Origin of the sequence: Salinivibrio sp. KP-1, assembly GCF_000968645.1 — a bacterium.
Taxonomy (GTDB): domain Bacteria; phylum Pseudomonadota; class Gammaproteobacteria; order Enterobacterales; family Vibrionaceae; genus Salinivibrio; species Salinivibrio siamensis.
In genome coordinates, this window is record NZ_LAQR01000002.1 from 227,233 (window position 1) to 245,526 (window position 18,294).

The 18,294-nt window shown below is 51.4% G+C and carries 21 protein-coding genes and 1 other RNA gene; 10 read left to right on the plus strand and 12 right to left on the minus strand.

Going from position 1 to position 18,294, the window contains the following annotated elements; all coding sequences use genetic code 11:
* Positions 1–15: 15 nt before the first annotated feature.
* Positions 16–393 (minus strand): autonomous glycyl radical cofactor GrcA, encoded by a 378-nt coding sequence (gene grcA / locus WN56_RS05480; protein WP_046074059.1) that lies wholly within the window; start codon positions 391–393, stop codon positions 16–18.
* Positions 394–990: 597 nt separating this feature from the next.
* On the opposite strand from grcA, the gene ung reads away from it, so the two are divergent.
* Positions 991–1,674: a uracil-DNA glycosylase gene (ung, locus tag WN56_RS05485; RefSeq protein WP_046074060.1), complete on the plus strand. Its 684-nt coding sequence runs from the start codon at positions 991–993 to the stop codon at positions 1,672–1,674.
* Positions 1,675–1,747: 73 nt separating this feature from the next.
* Here ung and WN56_RS05490 read toward each other — a convergent pair whose 3' ends face one another.
* Positions 1,748–1,927, minus strand: coding sequence for a DUF3545 family protein (locus WN56_RS05490; RefSeq protein WP_046074061.1), 180 nt, complete (start codon positions 1,925–1,927; stop codon positions 1,748–1,750).
* Positions 1,928–2,170: 243 nt separating this feature from the next.
* Here WN56_RS05490 and WN56_RS05495 point away from each other — a divergent pair, with 243 nt between their 5' ends.
* Positions 2,171–3,595, plus strand: coding sequence for a sodium:alanine symporter family protein (locus WN56_RS05495; RefSeq protein ID WP_046074062.1), 1,425 nt, complete (start codon positions 2,171–2,173; stop codon positions 3,593–3,595).
* 94 nt (positions 3,596–3,689) lie between these two features.
* Positions 3,690–4,463 carry a peroxide stress protein YaaA gene (gene yaaA, locus WN56_RS05500; RefSeq protein ID WP_046074063.1) on the plus strand — a complete coding sequence of 258 codons (774 nt, stop codon included), beginning with the start codon at positions 3,690–3,692 and terminating at the stop codon, positions 4,461–4,463.
* 71 nt (positions 4,464–4,534) lie between these two features.
* Here the strand turns inward: yaaA and serA are convergent, their stop codons facing one another.
* From serA to zapA, 5 genes are all read right to left on the minus strand, one after another.
* Positions 4,535–5,767 (minus strand): phosphoglycerate dehydrogenase, encoded by a 1,233-nt coding sequence (gene serA / locus WN56_RS05505; RefSeq protein ID WP_046074064.1) that lies wholly within the window; start codon positions 5,765–5,767, stop codon positions 4,535–4,537.
* Between the two features lie 353 nt (positions 5,768–6,120).
* Positions 6,121–6,780 (minus strand): ribose-5-phosphate isomerase RpiA, encoded by a 660-nt coding sequence (gene rpiA / locus WN56_RS05515; RefSeq protein WP_046074066.1) that lies wholly within the window; start codon positions 6,778–6,780, stop codon positions 6,121–6,123.
* Between the two features lie 56 nt (positions 6,781–6,836).
* Positions 6,837–7,436 (minus strand): 5-formyltetrahydrofolate cyclo-ligase, encoded by a 600-nt coding sequence (locus tag WN56_RS05520; protein WP_046074067.1) that lies wholly within the window; start codon positions 7,434–7,436, stop codon positions 6,837–6,839.
* Between the two features lie 33 nt (positions 7,437–7,469).
* Positions 7,470–7,652, minus strand: a non-coding RNA gene (gene ssrS / locus WN56_RS16735) — 6S RNA.
* A gap of 3 nt (positions 7,653–7,655) precedes the next feature.
* On the minus strand, positions 7,656–7,961 hold the full coding sequence (gene zapA / locus WN56_RS05525) for a cell division protein ZapA (protein ID WP_046074068.1): 306 nt from the start codon (positions 7,959–7,961) through the stop codon (positions 7,656–7,658).
* Between the two features lie 458 nt (positions 7,962–8,419).
* On the opposite strand from zapA, the gene WN56_RS05530 reads away from it, so the two are divergent.
* The 4 genes from WN56_RS05530 to gcvH all read left to right on the plus strand — a co-directional run bounded on the left by WN56_RS05530 (position 8,420) and on the right by gcvH (position 12,024).
* On the plus strand, positions 8,420–8,995 hold the full coding sequence (locus tag WN56_RS05530; RefSeq protein WP_046074213.1) for a UPF0149 family protein: 576 nt from the start codon (positions 8,420–8,422) through the stop codon (positions 8,993–8,995).
* Positions 8,996–9,052: 57 nt separating this feature from the next.
* Positions 9,053–10,243: a 2-octaprenyl-6-methoxyphenyl hydroxylase gene (gene ubiH, locus WN56_RS05535; RefSeq protein ID WP_046074069.1), complete on the plus strand. Its 1,191-nt coding sequence runs from the start codon at positions 9,053–9,055 to the stop codon at positions 10,241–10,243.
* Positions 10,240–11,475 carry an FAD-dependent 2-octaprenylphenol hydroxylase gene (locus WN56_RS05540; RefSeq protein WP_046074070.1) on the plus strand — a complete coding sequence of 412 codons (1,236 nt, stop codon included), beginning with the start codon at positions 10,240–10,242 and terminating at the stop codon, positions 11,473–11,475. Before ubiH ends, WN56_RS05540 begins: the two co-directional genes overlap by 4 nt.
* Before the next feature lie 159 nt (positions 11,476–11,634).
* Positions 11,635–12,024, plus strand: coding sequence for a glycine cleavage system protein GcvH (gene gcvH, locus WN56_RS05545; RefSeq protein WP_321166657.1), 390 nt, complete (start codon positions 11,635–11,637; stop codon positions 12,022–12,024).
* A gap of 99 nt (positions 12,025–12,123) precedes the next feature.
* Here gcvH and WN56_RS05550 read toward each other — a convergent pair whose 3' ends face one another.
* The 5 genes from WN56_RS05550 to ygfZ all read right to left on the minus strand — a co-directional run bounded on the left by WN56_RS05550 (position 12,124) and on the right by ygfZ (position 15,488).
* Complete coding sequence (locus WN56_RS05550) at positions 12,124–12,369, minus strand: DUF1107 domain-containing protein (RefSeq protein ID WP_046074072.1); 246 nt, start codon at positions 12,367–12,369, stop codon at positions 12,124–12,126.
* A gap of 118 nt (positions 12,370–12,487) precedes the next feature.
* Positions 12,488–13,024 carry a GNAT family N-acetyltransferase gene (locus tag WN56_RS05555; protein ID WP_046074073.1) on the minus strand — a complete coding sequence of 179 codons (537 nt, stop codon included), beginning with the start codon at positions 13,022–13,024 and terminating at the stop codon, positions 12,488–12,490.
* Entirely contained in the window at positions 13,024–13,995 is a 972-nt protein-coding gene (locus WN56_RS05560) for a LysR family transcriptional regulator (RefSeq protein WP_046074074.1), read from the minus strand. The genes WN56_RS05555 and WN56_RS05560 overlap by 1 nt, the downstream gene beginning before the upstream one ends.
* An 8-nt stretch (positions 13,996–14,003) precedes the next feature.
* Entirely contained in the window at positions 14,004–14,507 is a 504-nt protein-coding gene (locus WN56_RS05565; RefSeq protein WP_046074075.1) for an aminoacyl-tRNA deacylase, read from the minus strand.
* Between the two features lie 3 nt (positions 14,508–14,510).
* A complete protein-coding gene (gene ygfZ, locus WN56_RS05570; RefSeq protein ID WP_046074076.1) occupies positions 14,511–15,488 on the minus strand; it encodes a tRNA-modifying protein YgfZ in 978 nt (325 codons plus the stop codon).
* Between the two features lie 216 nt (positions 15,489–15,704).
* Between ygfZ and WN56_RS05575 the strand changes: the two genes are divergently transcribed.
* The 3 genes from WN56_RS05575 to WN56_RS05585 all read left to right on the plus strand — a co-directional run bounded on the left by WN56_RS05575 (position 15,705) and on the right by WN56_RS05585 (position 18,287).
* On the plus strand, positions 15,705–15,968 hold the full coding sequence (locus WN56_RS05575; RefSeq protein WP_046074077.1) for a succinate dehydrogenase assembly factor 2: 264 nt from the start codon (positions 15,705–15,707) through the stop codon (positions 15,966–15,968).
* Positions 15,969–16,020: 52 nt separating this feature from the next.
* Positions 16,021–16,347 carry a hypothetical protein gene (locus tag WN56_RS05580; protein WP_046074078.1) on the plus strand — a complete coding sequence of 109 codons (327 nt, stop codon included), beginning with the start codon at positions 16,021–16,023 and terminating at the stop codon, positions 16,345–16,347.
* 107 nt (positions 16,348–16,454) lie between these two features.
* Positions 16,455–18,287, plus strand: coding sequence for a methyl-accepting chemotaxis protein (locus tag WN56_RS05585; protein WP_046074079.1), 1,833 nt, complete (start codon positions 16,455–16,457; stop codon positions 18,285–18,287).
* Positions 18,288–18,294: the final 7 nt, after the last annotated feature.

Consider the following 18,294-nt stretch of genomic DNA (forward strand, 5'->3'; position numbering starts at 1 on the left):
CGAAAAGCAATGCGCTTATAGTGAGCTGGTAAAGGTACGTGTAATGACGTCGCGCTGCTGTTCAGGCGTCAGTGAGTTAAAACGTACCGCATAACCGGAGACGCGAATGGTCAGCTGTGGGTATTTCTCTGGGTGCTTTGCTGCATCTTCCAGCGTTTCACGCTTCAATACGTTGACGTTAAGATGCTGGCCGCCTTCGTTGACCGCTTGTGTCTCGATATTCACCTCGCGGTAATCGAATTCACCCAAAGAAGATAGGGCAACTTCCTGATCCGCTTCAAAGCCTTGTTTAGCACAAACACAACGCGCTTGATCGGTGTCTTTATCAATCAACCAAATAGAATTAACGAGTTCATCATTGGCCGCTGAGGTTACTTGAATACCAGTGATCATGGCCTATCCCCTTTTATGATAGTGACTTTTATGATGTAAGATTTCATCATTTAGAGTGCCTATATATACCCTTTAAAGAGTGGGGTTTTATTGACCTAAATCAAGTTTATCTCATAATTAACATTATGATATTTATCTTATATCAATCTTTTTTGAACTACAGTGAGGACTGTAGCACGGCCGCTTCCGCGCTGCGAGTCTCACGGGGATTTTTTGATTCAAAATGTAGTAATTAAATTACAAATGAAAGTGGCGTGTGCGCAAACAATAGTGTGCAAAAAAGAGGCAAATTTGCACCACTTGTGCTCATTGTGTGACTTAGGCTGATCAGCTTATAGGCTAACACCATGACTTTATTGCTTTTATAAAGTTGGCATTAAAATTTCATTGCTAATGATGAATCCATAATGATGAGGAATGCCCCATGATTAAGCCAACCATGACGCGTGCGAGCTTACCGACCCCTAACCGCGCGGTACAAGGCCGCTGTCAGCGTCATTACCACTCACACACCGAACGAACAAAAGATCGTTGCACACACTGATTTTGCCATGCTGCCTCGTTAGAATAGCGCCAATATAATCAAAAGGAGCAACCATGACTCAGGCGCAAACGTGGCAGCAAGTATTGGCTGATGAGAAACAACAAGCGTATTTCCGAGAAACCCTTGCCTATGTAGAACAAGCACGTGCCAAGGGGGTGACGGTTTTTCCTCCGAAGGAAGATGTGTTTAATGCCTTTCGTTACACCGAGTTGGGCGAGGTGAAAGTCGTGATTCTGGGTCAAGATCCTTATCACGGGCCGAACCAAGCTCACGGGCTGTGCTTTTCTGTGCGACCGGGTGTGAAAACACCACCGTCATTGGTCAATATCTACAAGGAGCTTGCCACCGATATTGAAGGCTTTACGCCACCTTCTCACGGTTACTTGAAAAGCTGGGCGGAACAAGGTGTGTTGTTGCTTAATACTGTGCTCACCGTTGAGCAAGGAAAAGCGCACTCGCACGCCAAACTGGGCTGGGAAACCTTTACTGATCGTGTCATCGATGCGGTAAACCAGCAGTGCCAAGGCGTGGTGTTCTTACTATGGGGCGCGCACGCCCAGAAAAAAGGTAAAGCGATCGATCGTCAGCGCCACCATGTGCTCACCGCACCTCACCCGTCACCGCTGTCAGCGCATCGTGGCTTTTTTGGTTGTCAGCACTTTTCACAAACCAATGCGTTGCTTCAGGCGCAAGGGAAGACGCCCATTGATTGGCAGCCTTATCTCGAGGCGGAGTAGGCGCAGTCGCTGAGGAGCGATGAAAAAAAGGTGCTCGGTGAGCACCTTTTAGCAATCCTATGTTGAGGGTGAGTTAATCGAGGTCCAGTTGAGAGAAATCGCCAAAAATATCGATTTCTTCCAATTCTTTTTTTAGCCGCTGTTTGTCTTTCAGCGCTTCAATTTCTCTCCATTTACGTTTGACTGGTTTCGCGCGTCCGTTGCGTTGTGGCTTGTCTTGCTCGAACAGATCGTTAAAGGCAATGTTTTCCATAGTCACCTCTTTTTCACCTTGCGGTCAGATTTTAAATACCACAGCTACCCCTAACGTAAAATTGAAGTATTTCTCATTTGTGGCAGTCCGATGAAGTTTTTATGAGACCGCAATCACTGATTTTTAAAATGAGTGACTGTTGCCCCAGCCGTGATGGGTTTGAATTGACCTAGAAGGTGGTTCACGCGAAGATTGCGCCGCATTGATCATTATCCTTACTTAATCACGACGAGGGACAGTCCATTGAGCCTACTCACTTTTATTAATGATCTGATTTGGGGGTCGGTGCTCATTTATGTGCTCATCGGTGGCGGGATCTTTTTTACCTTAAAATTAGGCGGCATTCAGTTTCGTCACTTTTCTCATATGTTTTCTGTCATGCGTCATAGCCGACGCCGCGAGGGGAGCAGCATTTCCTCTTTCCAAGCCTTGTGTACCGGGCTCGCCGCGCGTGTAGGGACGGGCAACATGGCCGGGGTGGCGGTCGCTCTGTCATTAGGTGGCCCGGGGGCAATCTTTTGGATGTGGCTAATGGCATTTCTCGGCATGGCCACGGCTTTTGCAGAGAGTACGCTGGCGCAAGTGTATAAGGTACGGGATCCGGACGGCTATTTTCGCGGTGGTCCTGCCTATTACATGGAACATGGCCTAGGAATGCGTTGGATGGGGGTACTCTTCTCCCTATTACTGATTTTGGCATTTGGGCTAGTGTTTAATTCGGTTCAAGCCAACTCTATCTCACAAGCGGCACAAGTGGCATTTTCATGGCCACCGGCCTATGTCGGCGCGGGGTTGGTGCTGGTTAGCGGGTTAATCATTTATGGTGGCTTACGCCAGATAGCGCGCACGGCAGAAGTGATTGTGCCCGTGATGGCGCTGTTATATTTGTCCTTGTCTTTGTATGTGGTGTTAACCCATCTTGATAAAGTGCCAGCGGTATTTTCTTTGATCATAGAAAGTGCATTCGGTCTCCACGAAGCGGCATCAGGCGCTTTGGGCTACACCTTGGCACAAGGCATGATTCAGGGGATTAAACGCGGATTATTCTCTAACGAAGCAGGCATGGGCTCCGCGCCTAATGCGGCGGCTTCAGCGACGCCTTATCCTCCTCATCCTGTTTCTCAGGGGTACGTGCAAATGCTTGGCGTGTTTGTGGATACCTTGGTGATCTGCACTGCTACCGTGGCGATTATTCTGCTATCAGGTGAGTACATTCCCGGCGGCGAAATCACGGGGGTTGAGTTGACTCAGCGGGCGTTAAGCGCACAAGTTGGGGAATGGGGCGAACAGTTTGTGGCGGTCGCCATTTTCTTTTTCGCTTTTACCTCGATCATTGCTAATTATTCGTATGCAGAAACCAATCTGTTGTTTATCAATCATCGGTGTCGTCCGGCATTGCCGTACTTCCGTGCCTTAGTCTTGGGTATGGTCATGTTTGGGACGCTGGCGGAACTGCCGCTGGTTTGGACTCTCGCGGATGCGTCTATGGGAATGATGGCGCTGGTAAACATGATTGCGATTTTTTTACTTTCGGGCATCGTCAAGCGGCTGGCAAAGGACTATCACACTCAGCGCTCATTGGGGCGGGTACCTGTGTTCGACAGTCGCCGCTTTCCCGAGCTGCACAGTCAGCTTGACGATAAGGCGTGGCCGCTCCCCAAACGTTAGTCACTGATACGCATGATGTGTGGTGGCGGGCGGTGGTTTTTTTATGCGGGAATGATAGGCTTAGCAAAAGATAAATAACAAAAGGGCGAGCAACATGCTGATAGTGGTTTCTCCTGCAAAAACCTTGGATTATGAAACGCCATTGCCGACAGACCGTTATACCCAACCTCAGCTTACTGAACACTCAGAGGCGTTGATTAAGGTTTGCCGTCAGCTTACACCGGCAGACATTGCCTCGCTTATGAAAGTCAGTGATAAAATCGCCAGTCTTAATGCTGTGCGTTTTTCTGAATGGTCTCCTTCTTTTACCCCAGATAATGCACGACCTGCGGCGCTTGCATTTAAAGGGGATGTGTACACAGGGTTAGATGCCAATTCGATGTCCGAGCAAGATTTTGATTGGGCACAAGATCATTTTCGTATGTTATCAGGCTTGTATGGGCTATTGCGGCCGCTCGATCTGATGCAACCGTACCGGTTGGAAATGGGGACCAAGTTGTCGACACCACGAGGCGACAACTTATATCAGTTCTGGGGCGATATCATCACAGAGGCACTGAATGATGATTTGGCGGCACAGGGCAGTGAGCTATTAGTCAACCTTGCCTCCAATGAATACTTTAAAGCGGTCAACAAGAAGGTGCTTAAAGGCGACATCATCACCCCAGTGTTTAAAGATTATAAAAACGGTCAATACAAGGTGATTAGCTTCTATGCCAAAAAAGCCCGTGGCATGATGGCGCGGTATTTGATTGATAAGCGCGCGAGCTCAGTGGCGGACATTAAAGCGTTTAATGTGGCAGGCTATTACTTTAGTGAAGCCGACTCGAAAGACAATGAGCTGGTATTTCTGCGCGACGAGCAATAAGCGGCGCCAGTGATAAAACGCGAACAATTCGAAAAAGCCCCAACAGGGGCTTTTTTCATTTCTGGCTCGAATCAGTGCAATATCCGCGCGCGGATGGTGCCTTCGATCGCTTTAAGCTTTTTCAGTGCCTTGTAGGCATGATCACTGTCTTCAACATCAATCACCACATAACCAATTTGCGACGATGTTTGTAAGTACTGTGCGGCGATGTTGACACCTTCGTCGGCAAAGGTGGTGTTGATTTTGGTCAGCACCCCAGGTCGGTTGGCGTGTATATGCAGTAAGCGCGAGCGGCCTTGATGTTCTGGCAATGACACTTCAGGGAAGTTGACGCACGACAGCGTCGAGCCATTGTCAGAATACTTCACCAGCTTACCGGCTACTTCCAGGCCGATGTTTTCCTGTGCTTCTTGGGTTGAGCCACCAATGTGTGGTGTGAGTAACGCATTATCAAACGCTTGTAGCGGAGAGCTAAATGCGTCTTTATTGGTTTTTGGCTCAACGGGGAAAACATCGATTGCCGCCCCAGCCAAATGCTTGCTTTCTAGCGCGCCGCATAAAGCATCGATATCGACCACCGTACCGCGTGAGGCATTAATAAAGATCGCCCCTGGTTTCATGCGGGCAAAGGCCTCAGCATCAATCATATTCTGCGTGCTTGGCGTCTCGGGGACATGAAGCGAGACAATATCACTGCGATTAAGCAGTTCTGTGAGCGAGTTGACTTGAATGGCGTTCCCTAACGAGAGCTTGTTATCAACATCGTAGTAATACACTCGCATCCCCAAGTTTTCTGCCAAGATACTTAGCTGGGTGCCGATGTGGCCATAGCCAATAATGCCGAGTACCTTCCCGCGAGCCTCAAAGGAGCGATCAGCGGATTTTTGCCATTCACCGCGATGCGCTTTGGCATTTTTTTCGGGGATCCCGCGTAGGAGCAGTAGGATCTCACCTAAAACCAGCTCTGCGACACTGCGGGTGTTGGAGAAAGGTGCGTTAAAAACGGGGATCCCGCGCTTGGCCGCCGCATCAAGGTCCACTTGATTGGTGCCGATACAAAAACAGCCAACCGCGACCAACTTTTTCGCTTTTGCAAAGACGGCTTCCGTTAACTGGGTGCGAGAGCGTAGTCCCACAAAGTGTGCATCTTGGATAGCTTCTTCGAGATCCTCACCGGTGAGTGAGCCTTTATGGTACTCGATGTTGGTGTATCCGGCCTGCTTGAAGGCTTCAACAGCAGTGGGATGGACGCCTTCGAGTAATAGGATTTTGATTTTATTCTTGTCCAGTGAATAGTGTGACATGCGGGCTGTTCTCTTCCTTAGAAACAATAATGGTAGCAATGTTGCGCCTGAGTGCCGGGGCGCATCGTACCTTATTCCCGCGCACGATGGCGACGAGGAGATGCGGTTGATTGACCTGGTCATTAGGTTGATCTTTTACGTCAAAAGACCGCTGGGCATGCGATGTGCCGGTATCAGAACAGTGACCAAGATAACAAAAATTCACATAAGGGGTAAGAATTATCCGTTCTAGGCCATAAAAAAAGCACCTTAAAAAAGGTGCTTTTAACTTATTGATTACACTTAACGCAAACGTTTGGCTTTTCTGGTTACTCACCACCGCGTATAAGCCTCTGATTTGCGGTATTATGCACTCAGTTTGCTACTTTTTTCACACCGGTGTCGGTACCGGTTAACACAATATCTGCGCCGCGATTGGCAAACAGCCCAACCGTTACGACGCCAGGAATGGCATTGATGGCATCTTCTAATCCTTTGGGATCTTGGATTTTCATATTGTGTACGTCGAGAATCACGTTGCCATTGTCCGTGATCACCCCTTGACGGTAACACGGGTCGCCCCCTAGTTTGAGTAATTCACGCGCGACATAAGAGCGTGCCATGGGGATCACTTCAACGGGAAGTGGAAACTCACCCAGTACATCCACATGTTTAGTGTCGTCGATAATACACACAAACTTATCTGCGATCGCCGCGACGATTTTCTCACGCGTCAAGGCAGCACCACCGCCTTTAATCATATGATGACGCGCGTTAATTTCATCCGCACCATCCACATAGATGTCTAAGCTTGCCACTTCATTGGCATCGAGTACCTCAATGCCCAACGCTTTGAGTCGCTCGGTGGAGGCTTCTGAGCTTGAGACCGCGCCTTTGATGTGCTCTTTAATGGGCGCAAGGGCATCAATAAAGTAATTAACGGTAGAACCGGTTCCCACGCCGATAATACTGCCCGGCTTGACATATTCCACCGCGGCTTCGCCCGTGGCTTTTTTCTTTTCGTCTTGGGTCATGATAACTCCTGAATCTAGGGGAATGGGCGTGATTATAGCGAAGCCAATAGATGGCGTCAGGGTTTAGGTCGCGAAATACGCGTTGGCCACTGCCAATGTTGGCTGGGGGTTAAAATATGTGGCAAAGGCACATCCCACTGTTCGGTAGGTAACGCTGGCCATTGCTGGCAGTCATGCGCGAGCCCAACCGCAACCGCATCAGGCGCACATAAGCCGAGCGTGCGATCGTAATAGCCGCCTCCCATACCCAGGCGTTGTCCTTTTGCGTCAAACGCCACCAGCGGCGTCGCAATCACGTCCAGCTTTGCAGTTGGGATTAACGCATTGATATTGAGTGTCGGCTCGGCAATACCATAACCATTAACCCGCATTGGGGTGGTCGGGGTGTAGTGAAGAAACAGTAAGTGACCACGGCTAAAGGGATGAATGACGGGCAAGTAGACATTTTTGTTCGCTTTCCAGCACGCCTCAATGACAGGCGTTGTATCTAGCTCGCCATCAAATGAGAGGTACAGGGCGATGTCCGTGGCTTGCTCAACATCAGCAAGCGCCGTAAATCGTTTGGCAACCGCGTCTGCGGCGAACGTTTGTTGCTCTGGAGAAAGCTGACGACGTGCTTCGCGAATAGCGTGTCGTATTTGTTGTCTAGGCTGCATAACTGTCCTTGATGCTAGCCGAAGGGTAGAGAAGAGGACCCCGGGGTGCCGTTGGGATCGATGGCCCTTGAACCCGCTGGTTCAAGGCGGGTGGGTAGTATAAGCCGTAGGCTTCTCGGTGCATGCCGAGCTTGCTCAGTAGCCTATAACAACGCACCCTTAGTTTTGCTTATCGGCTCAGGGACGTAGATCCGCTGACAAACACCCCAGGGAATTGGGTTATTCTTGCGATCCTTGCGCTGCCATTGCTTTGTCTAGTTGTGACGTCATCAGGGCGGTCCGTTGCGTGACCTGATCTTGCAATGTCTCTAACGACTGTTTGGCATCATTTAATTCGTGGCAAACATTGAGAGCGGCAATGGCAATTAGCTGCTCTGTATTGCTTACTTTAGTGCGCTCAGCCAGCCGATGCAACCGTTGATCGAACTCGCTTGCTGCATCTTTAAGCGCTTGCTCTTGCCCGGGTGGGCAATTGACGCGAACAAGACGATCTAGAATTTTGATTTCAACCGGTTGTGTGCTCATAGTCCCACGCTGGCTCCTCATCCGGCCCGATTTTTCGAGGGCCCAGTACACAATAATATGGCGCTATTCTAGCAATTATTCTGGTGAATACACTACATCGAAAATCATCTCTGCTACTGGTGCAGGGAATTTGACCAAAACACGACAGCGACATCGCGTCTCGGTAAAGCGGTACTTAGGGCGCAGCGCTAGAGGCGTCGTGAGGTTTGCTCCTTTTCGCGACCAAGGGCGCACATTTTTAGACACAAATGTGAGGCGGCTCGCTTGCGACAGTGGCTTCTCGCGGCCAGGGTTGATCCTTGTCATCGTGAGGGCGTCCCCTGCACTTATACACTGTCTTGCGTCATCAGTCATGCGTGGTGGGGCATCATACCGTTTTTTATCGCGGTGATTCAGCCTGATGGTGTGAAATGCTAGACTGTGCTTCTTATTTTGATGGCACAGCAAGGGGCAAGATTGTGACTGATACCCGTTTACCCGCTTATGCGACAACAGCAGACACACTGAGGGCTGACAGTTTGGCGGTGACGCCTGCAGAGATGCACGGTTTAATCGCAGGCATGCTCAGTGGTGGACTAGAGCTGGAAGATGGTAGCTGGTTAACCATGCTTTATGATTACACCCACCAAGGGATGGGGTGGCCAACAGAGTCTAAGACGCTTGCCTTGCAAAGCTATCACCAGCTAAAAGCGCAGCTTACCGGCAGTGATCTTGATTTAGATATTTATGTCCCTGACGACGAGCAGTCGGGTGTCGTTGCCCGTGCCGAAGCGCTGGTGGAGTGGATTAACGCGTTTTTAGCGGGGGTGGGACTGATCGGAACCAAAGGGCGTACCTTATCTAAGGATGTGACAGAAGCATTGGGCGATCTCAAAGATGTTGCGCAGCTGGGTGTCGATGAAGATGGCGACATGCAAGAGCAAGCCGAATTACTTGAGCAGGTTGTCGAGCATGTACGCGTATGCAGCATGGTGGTGCACGCAGAACTTGGGGCGCGTCCGGACCGTGACGATACGCCTAAAACATTGCATTAATCTCAATGACGCGTTCAGATTGAGGCGTTAAGTGACTCAGGGTGAGGTAAAAGTGGGATGAAAGCCTATGACATAGTGATCGCAGGCGGCGCAATGGCCGGTGCGACTGCCGCATTGGCCTTAGACACATTGAGTGGCGGCACACTGCGTATTGCCGTGGTCGAGGCAATGGTGCCCGATCACCGCGAACACCCGGGTTACGATGCACGCAGTATCGCATTAGCACAAGGTAGCTGTGCAGCCTTTGCGAGCTTGGGGCTGTGGGACTCACTCGCCCCTTTTGGCACGCCGATTCAGCACATTCATGTGTCTGATCGTGGCCACGCCGGACAAACCCATATTGACGCACAGTCGCAGGGAGTGCCTTATCTTGGCCAAGTTATCGAACTAGCGGATGCCGGTGCGGTGCTTCACCAAAAGTTACAACACCGCGAGGCGATCGATGTGTTTTGCCCAGATGCCGTGATGGCGATTGAGCGAACGCCGGCGGCGGTAACGGTGAGATTAAAACAGGGGGAGTCACTGACCGCTTCGTTACTTATTGCGGCTGATGGTGGGCGCTCGTCTTGTTGCGCGCAGTTGAAAATGCCACGCATGCAACACAATTTTGGCCAAGTGGCGGTGATTGCCAATGTCTCGACCGCACTTCCTCATCAAGGACACGCCTTTGAGCGCTTCACGCAAACAGGCCCTGTGGCGCTGTTACCCATGTCGCAAGGACGGTGTTCGTTAGTGTGGTGTGTCACCGCAGAGCAAGCTGATGCGCTGATGCAAATCAGCGATGACGCCTTTCTTCAGCGCCTGCAGCAGGTGTTTGGCTGGCGTTTGGGCAAATTGCTGCATGTTGGAGAGCGCCATGCGTATCCATTGACGCTTAACCAAGTGGTTCGTCCGGTCAGTCATCGTGTGGCCGTGGTGGGGAATGCGGCACAAAGCCTACATCCTATTGCCGGACAAGGATTTAACCTTGGTTTGCGAGATGTGATGACGTTAGCGCACACGCTGACGGAGGCGGTAAGGCGTGGCGATGATATCGGTGCAATGCCAACATTGATGGCGTACGCCAAACAACGAACACCAGACCGAGATGCCACAGTGGCATTGACATCAGGGTTGGTTCACCTCTTTTCCAATGATAGTCCGCTTCTGGCGGGGGCACGTAATGCCGGGTTAGGGCTGATGTCAGCATTAGAGAGTATGAAGCAACCGCTTGTGCAACGCACCATAGGATGGGTAGAACCGAGATGAAAATGATCAATGCCGACGTGGCCATTGTCGGTGGCGGCATGGTGGGGCTGACACTCGCCGCCTCCCTTGCCGACACGGATTTACGGGTGGTGGTGATAGAAGGTAAATCGCCTGAAACGACCTTAAACGACATACCAGAGAATCGCGTCTCGGCGTTGAGCCGAGCGAGTGAGAACATACTGCGCACCCTGGATGTATGGCCGGGCATCGCCTCACGTCGCGCGGCCAGTTACCAGCAGATGCGGGTGTGGGAGAAAGACAGTTTTGCCGATATTCACTTTGACGCGCAGGCGTTTGGCCAGCAAAACCTCGGCCATATTGTTGAAAACCGTGTGATTCAGTTGGCTTTGCTCGATAAAGTACAAAAGCAGGACAATGTGACTGTGTTGATGCCGGAGCAATGCCAATCCATGCTACAAGGAGAGAGCGAAACTTGGTTACAGCTCGCATCTGGGGGCGGTGTGACGGCGAAACTGGTCGTGGGGGCCGATGGGGCGCGCTCTTGGGTGCGTGAGCAAGCACATTTTCCCTTGGTACAGCGCGACTATGGCCATCATGCGGTGGTGGCGACGGTGCGCACGTTGGAGCCGCACCAGGGCGTTGCGCGTCAAGTGTTTACGCCGGACGGGCCGCTTGCATTCTTACCGCTTTCCGACTCGCATCTGTGCTCGATTGTTTGGTCTATCCCCCCAGAACAAGCGACGGATTATGTCGCGATGGAATCAGCGTCTTTTAACCGCGCCCTAACCGCTGCGTTTGATGCGCAACTTGGCCTTTGTGAGGTGGTAGGCCCACGCGCCAGCTACCCGCTTACCATGCGTTATGCTCAACACTTTGCGGCGGAGCGCCTGGCTTTAGTCGGTGATGCGGCGCACACCATCCACCCTTTGGCTGGACAAGGGGTGAATTTAGGTATGCTCGACGCGGCCGCCTTGGCGCAAACATTGGCCTCACTCGCCGACAAAGGGAAAGACATCGGGCATTATGCCGGTTTGCGCCAGTATGAACGTTGGCGCAAAGCGGAAGCGGCGCAGATGATTGCAGCGATGCAAGGCTTTCGAAGTTTATTTGCGGGCGATAATCCGGTTAAAAAGCTCGTCCGTGGCGTGGGCATGCGCGCCGTCAATCATTTGCCTGGCGCCAAGCAGCCATTTATGGCGCGTGCGCTAGGCCTTGTGGGGACGTTACCCGAGCTGGCTAAGCCGTGTGAGCGAGGCGCGACTTTTTGGTGATTGCGTGATGGCTGAATTGGCGAAAAATAGAGAATATGCTAAATACCACAAAGACCCTCGCCGAGCAGGCAACGGTTGAATGGTGAGTATGATGTTGAATTTACCGACTGACGGTGCGAGTTGTCATTGGGTGTAACAAGGAACAAGACTATGAGTGATATCCCATCTGAATTAAAATTTACCGCGACACATGAGTGGGTTCGCCCTGAAGGGGAAGGCCTATTTACCATTGGCATTTCTGACCACGCCCAGGCGCTGTTAGGGGACATGGTGTTTATCGATTTGCCTGATGAAGATGACACCTTTGATGCGGGTGACGATTGTGCGGTCGCAGAGTCGGTAAAGGCGGCGTCGGATATCTATGCGCCCATCTCTGGTCAGGTCGTGGCCGTCAATGAAGAGTTAGACAGTGCCCCTGAACTGGTTAACAGCGATCCCTACGGTGATGGTTGGTTGTTCCAGATTCAAGCGACAGATGAGTCTGAAATCGATAGCCTGCTTGATGCGCAAAGCTATGAAGAAACGTTAGGCGATCAAGACGCAGACTAAAACGGTCAGGGGGTAGCACCTGTGCTATCCGTGTCTTTTTGCTCCCGATAACAAACAGGGGCCCATCCAACGGACCCCTGTTTGTATTGTGCGGCCAAGTCAGTAAGTGGTCCGCAACGAGTAAGCTTGTTCTGGTTCTCGCAGCCCTTCTTGATACACATCTCGAATCAAACCGTTAACTTCCTTCACGGTTTGGTAGTGACAGATAGTGGCGTGATCGGGGGCGCTTAACCAACCATTATTAAAATCAAACCGACCGCGTCCGGCGATATATAGGCGCCCTGAGAATAAGCGTGTGACATGTTTGGCGACAAGCTTGGGGGAATAGCGATTAAAAACGCGCATAACCTCTTCTTACTAATATTGGTGGTTGTCACCCGGTAGGGGTGTGAAAACGGCACCGATTGTGAAGTGGGTTTATGTCGCTGTGATGACAATGCCTAAAAAAACATTCACTTTATCCTTACCATAAATCCGCCTGGTTGAAGGCATCGACGCAGCACGGTTTGGAGCCTAATGCCGGCAAGTCACTGTCAGTAAGCGACTGGGCCAGCCAACCGTGTGGGTAGCTTAATGTATGTGGTGGCACGATCTCGGTAGGGTCGGCAGCGCGAAACCCTAGCTGGGTGTAGAAAGCAGGATCCCCGTAGGTCATCACCGCCTGATAACCCAAAGTGCGTAGCTGTTGCAGCCCGGCGTTGATTAATGCTTTTCCATGCCCTTGGCGCTGATAATCCGGGTGGATAGCCATCGGAGAGAGCAGCGCTATCTTATCGGTATGCGGGTAGGTCAGCCGTGAGAAAAAGACAGCGCCCACTAAGCTCTCACCCTCAAGGTATCCCCAGCCATGACAGTCTTCACTGGGCGTTTCACCGAGCAGCTTATCCACCAGTTGTCGGATGACTTCACCGGTGTCGGCCCCCTCACTATGCGTGAACGTTTCACTGACCCGTTGCGCCACGTAATCGGGATTAAGGGTCGATAGAGAGACGATGTTCATTAGGTTTCCTTTTGTGAGTGAGACAGGGTTGATGACGTTTTTAGGGAAGCCACGCGCTTGTCGACAATGGTGGTGATCTGATCAATGAGCCACTGCATTTTGGGGTGACCGCTCGCTTGATGTCGCCATGCCAAGCCAATATCAAACCCTGGAACATCAATAGGGGGAGGGCTGAATGCCAGATGGTTAGCATCGTTAAAGGTATCTAATCGCGCCATAAGCTCTGGGACGGTACAAAGCAGCTGTCGCCCTTTGAGCAGTTGCCTCACCGTGAGAAACCGCTGCGATCCCATCACCACTTGTCGATGATAGCCGAGTGCTGCCAAACGCGCATCTATCGGGCTGGAGAGCTGGCCATATGTGCTAACCAGTGCATGTGGTGTAGCGACAAAATCGGCGAGGGTGATGGGTGTGCCGAGCCCGGTGCTGTGTGGATCAAATAAGCACACATGCTGCTCATGGTATAATACCTGACTATCAAGAATCTCGGTGTTGTCGGGGATCACGCCGATCACCGCGTCGACATCATCGTTTTTAATCGCGTCCAGACAGTGGCGACGGTCAACCGGGCGCAAGCTAAGTTGTGCTAAAGGAAGTTGCTGGTTGAGGGTGTCGAACAGTGCAGGGGCGAAGATAAGCTCAGCGTAGTCGGTGAGCCCAAGGCGGATCTGACCATCAAACAGGACAGGCTCAAAAGCGGGCGGGGTCAGCACGTCCGTGGCGAGGGTGTCGAGTAGCGCCTCAATTTTAGGGGCGATATCCAGTGCGCGAGCAGTGGGTACCATTTGGTGTCCACGCCGCTCAAAAAGGGGATCGTCAAGCATGGTACGCAGGCGTGCCAAACTATGGCTCATGGCTGACTGACCCAGTGATAGGCGCTGTGCAGCCCCAGTCACACTGCGTGTTTCCATTAAAGTGACAAAGGTCACCAACAAGTTGAGATCGTATTTCCGCCAGTGTTTTTGTGCCATCCGTTGGGTCATTCCTTCATTTGATTTGCCCGATTACGACATATCTCGGCACGCAGCGGCTGGCAAAGCGCGAGAAGATCCTTCACGCGCACCCATAATCCGGCATGGGGGTCACCGCTGCTAATAGTGACAGTTTCATAGTCCCAGATCTGCTCATCAAAGACCAAGGCCAGATCCGGAGAGAGCCCTAGTGGCGCGACAGTACCGCGTGCGTAGCCGGTAGTGCTTTGCACTTGTTGGGCACTGGCAAGTGTCATCCGTCGCCAGCCGAGTCGTTGGCGCACTTTGGGTGGGCTGACTTGCTGATCGCCTGGGACACAAGCCACTGCATAGCGCCCTCCCATATCACGCAACACCATGGTTTTGAGCATTTGAGAAGGATCAATACCACGTTGTTTCGCGGTTTCCTCAATCGATTGTGTCGCGCGTGACTGCCACAGTATTTGGTAGCGAATATGGGCGCTATCGAGCGCGGCAGTCACCGGGGTTTGCCAATTAGGATCCGCGTACACGGCTCAATCATCGTCCTCAAGTGAATAAGGAAGTGGCTCACGCTGCCATGCGTACGAAGGAGACTCAGCCAGGCGGAAAGCGGTGTCGTCGTCCAGGTTATTTGGCAGTACGGCTAACACGCTCGCATTACCATTCACATCGCGATAGCCAGCAATAACTGTCCCGCCTGAACGCCAATTGTCACCCACCGCACGTTCGATTTTGTCGCCCGCAACAGGTGTGTGCTCGGCGTGGCCGCTGAGCGTGTACATGGCGCGCTTATTCATGCCTCGATACTTGGCGCGTGCCACGGTTTCTTGTCCGGTATAACAGCCTTTGGTGAAACTGATCGCGTCCAGCGCCTGAAGATTTAGCGATTGCGGGATAAATTCACCGCTGGTCGTTTGCTCGATGCGGGGTAATGCCGCGTCAATATCCCACTTATCCCAATACTCATGGGTGAGCAATGCGGCTGAGTATTGATGGGTAAGCTCTGTGGCTTTGGCCGCGTCAACCACCAGCAACCAGCGATGTGGTTCAATGTATACAGCGGTGCCTTGTTGCCCTTGGCGAACGTCACCGTGCGCGCCAAAGTGATCAGCCACTACCTTGTCTGCCTGTGTACCAATGACACCGAGCAACACGGCATCGACCTTTTCAAACGCAATCTTGGAAAAAATGGCGTACTTTTTTACTTCTTGAAGCTGGGAGGCTTCAATCGACGCCGGTTGCACCATGGCGAGCCCGTCTTGGTAATGGAAAAAACGCAGTACTGACCAAACTTTACCTTTTGGATCGCAATGGGCGGCGAGGGTCGATTTATCTTCTGCGAGGTTCGCAATATCGCAAGTGAGCTGGCCTTGTAAGTAGCTTTTCGTATCATTGCCGCTCACTTTAGTGATTGCCCAGTTATCAAGGGCAACCATCGCCAGTTCAGGTTGTGGATCACTGGGGTGTGTATCCGCAGGCTCAAAGGCTACGGTTTGATACCATTCACTCATAACACTCACGCTCTCTGTTGAGAAAACATAGACTCTGCCCCGTATACTAATAGGGAGCATAAAGCTTGTCAGCCTTTGTCTTGTCGGGCGATTGCTGTATAAACCGAATTAACGCTAGAGAGCTCTCAGATTCGTGGTTTGTTGCTCAGCAAAAGTAGTCGCCCGATAACGGCATTGATAGTATGCGAGTACTGACATCATCGATAGAGGTAAACAATGGTTAATACCGAGGATAAAGCGCGGGTTCGTTGGGCATGTCGTCGCGGCATGTTGGAACTGGATGTGTTGGTTATGCCGTATTTTGAAGCCTGCTACGACACGCTTAATGAAAAAGAAAAACAGGATTTTGTCGCATTTTTGGAAAGCGCGGATCCTGACTTGTTTGCCTGGCTGATGGGGCATGGTAAACCTGACGATCCGAAGATGAAATCTGTTGTCGATAAGGTCGTCGCTTATAACCGCAGTAAGTTACGTACATAGTCACCTACATTGCCCGCGTTATGTCACTGTCTGTCTGCTTTTGCTAGGAACGATGGTGGCTTGGCTGGCCGTGTCGCATGTTTCCCTTCCTTTGAGTGCTCGTGCTGTGCTAACCGTTTGGGCGGTACGAGACTTGCTCCGTTTCCATGCTCACCTCATCGCTAACGAAGGCCCCTTTCGCTTTTCATCTGACGCTTGGGCGGTCATGCCTAATGGGCAGTATCGAAAACTGACCTGTGTTTATGCGACCCCATGGCTGCTGGTGCTCGCCGCGCGTGCGGATGCCCAATACCTTTATATTTGGCGTTATGGCCTTCCAGACTATCATTTTCGTCTGATTTATCGGCATTGCTGTCAGCAAGGCTGGGATAGCATGTGACATATTTGTGACAAACCGATTGCGTGGCTTTACTTTTTCACGTTATCTCCGATATTCAAGGAACACGGGTTCAATCCATTCTGCTCAGATAACGCTGTAGGGTCGCTATGAATATTAAACAAAAACTCTTGTCACTCACCTTGATGTCGGTGTTGGCGCTACTTGCGGTTGCCGCCGTTGCATGGAAAGCGGAAACGCGGCTACAAAAAATGCACAGTCAGCTAACCACGGTCTCTGATCTTGAGGTGATCTTGCTCAATCTACGCCGCAATGAGAAAGACTTTCTCGCGCGCATGGACCCCAAATATCTCTCCCGTTTTGATAACAATGTCGACGCGTTCAATCAGCTGCTGAGTGATTTTCGCGCCCGCAGCGCTTCGTTGGGGCTAGAGACTGAGACCATTGATAAAGTGCAGCGAGCAATGACAGCGTATGCCAACGGCTTTCGCGATCTGGGTAAGGGTTACCAAACATTGGGGTTAACCCCTGAGCAGGGGATCCGAGGACAGATGCAAAACGCGAGCAAGAAAATGGTGGCAGCGACCAAAAATGACATTGTGCTTGAGAGTAGCGCCCGCTTATTAGCCGCAGATGCCAAACTGTTTGTGCAAAGCAGTAACCTTGACTACATCGACGAATATCAAAGCCAAATGCAAGAGCTTGAAGATTACCTTCGCGGTGACCTGCTCGCTTTATTTCAAGCGCATCAGGCGCAAGTGGACAAGATTGTCGCGCAGAAAAAGACATTAGGGCTAGCGGCAGACAAAGGCCTACTGGGGCAAATCCGGGGGGAAACCCACCAAGTTGAGGAAATGTTCGATGTGCTTAGTAAAGAGTATGAGCAGGCCATTTCGCAAGCCTTAAGACAGACCGTGATGATGACCGGATCGGTGGTGGTGATACTGGCACTGGTGATGACAGCGATTTCGTTGTGGATGAACCGTGGCATTCAACAGCGTATTTACCGATTTAGTGAGCAAATGGCCGCCATTACACAGCAGCGGGATCTGACCTTGAGAGCTGACGAAAACGGTCGTGATGAGATTGCCCTCATGGCGAAAGACGTTAACCAGATGCTCGGCAGTATCCAAACCATGGTTTTGGATGTGAGTCGCGCCATACAAGCGCTTAATCAAAGTGCAGAGCAAGTTGAATCCCGTACTGAAGCCACTGGGGCCGCCATGGCTACCCAGTTAGATGAAACCACTCATGCCGCGACTGCGATGAATGAGATGGAAAGCACCATTCGCGATATTGCGGGTAATACCGATCAGGCCGCGGAGAATGCGCGCACCAGTTTAAGCCGTGCGGAGAACGGACAAAAAGTGGTGGATGACACTAAAGCGATGATCATGACACTGGCAGAAACCCTCAGTAATACCAGCAACGAGGTGCTTGAACTGAGTAAGCTGTCTGAAACCATCGGCTCAGTATTAGATGTGATTAAAGACATTTCCGAGCAAACCAACTTATTGGCACTGAACGCGGCGATTGAAGCGGCGCGCGCTGGTGAGCAAGGACGTGGCTTTGCGGTCGTGGCTGATGAGGTGCGCCAGTTGGCGACCCGTACGCGTGAATCAACCGATGAAATTTCTGGCATTATTACGTCGTTGCAAGCGCAAACTCAGTCGGTTTCTGAGCGTATGGAGCAAAGCCGAGAAGACGGGGAAACATCCGTGGGTAAGGTGGAAGCGGCTTCGCAAGAGCTCTCGCAGATCATGGAAGATATGCAAAACATCATGGATATGAGCACCCACATTGCCACGGCGATCGAGCAGCAAAGCTCGGTGGCAAAAGAAGTCAATCAAAACGTGCACAATATTCAAGATATTGCGCAAAACAGTACTGAACGCGCCAATCAGAACCGCGAAGCGGCACACAAGGTGGCCGAAGAAGCCGCGCACCTTGAGCGTGCGGTGAGCGAGTTTAAAAGCGAATAACCGCGAT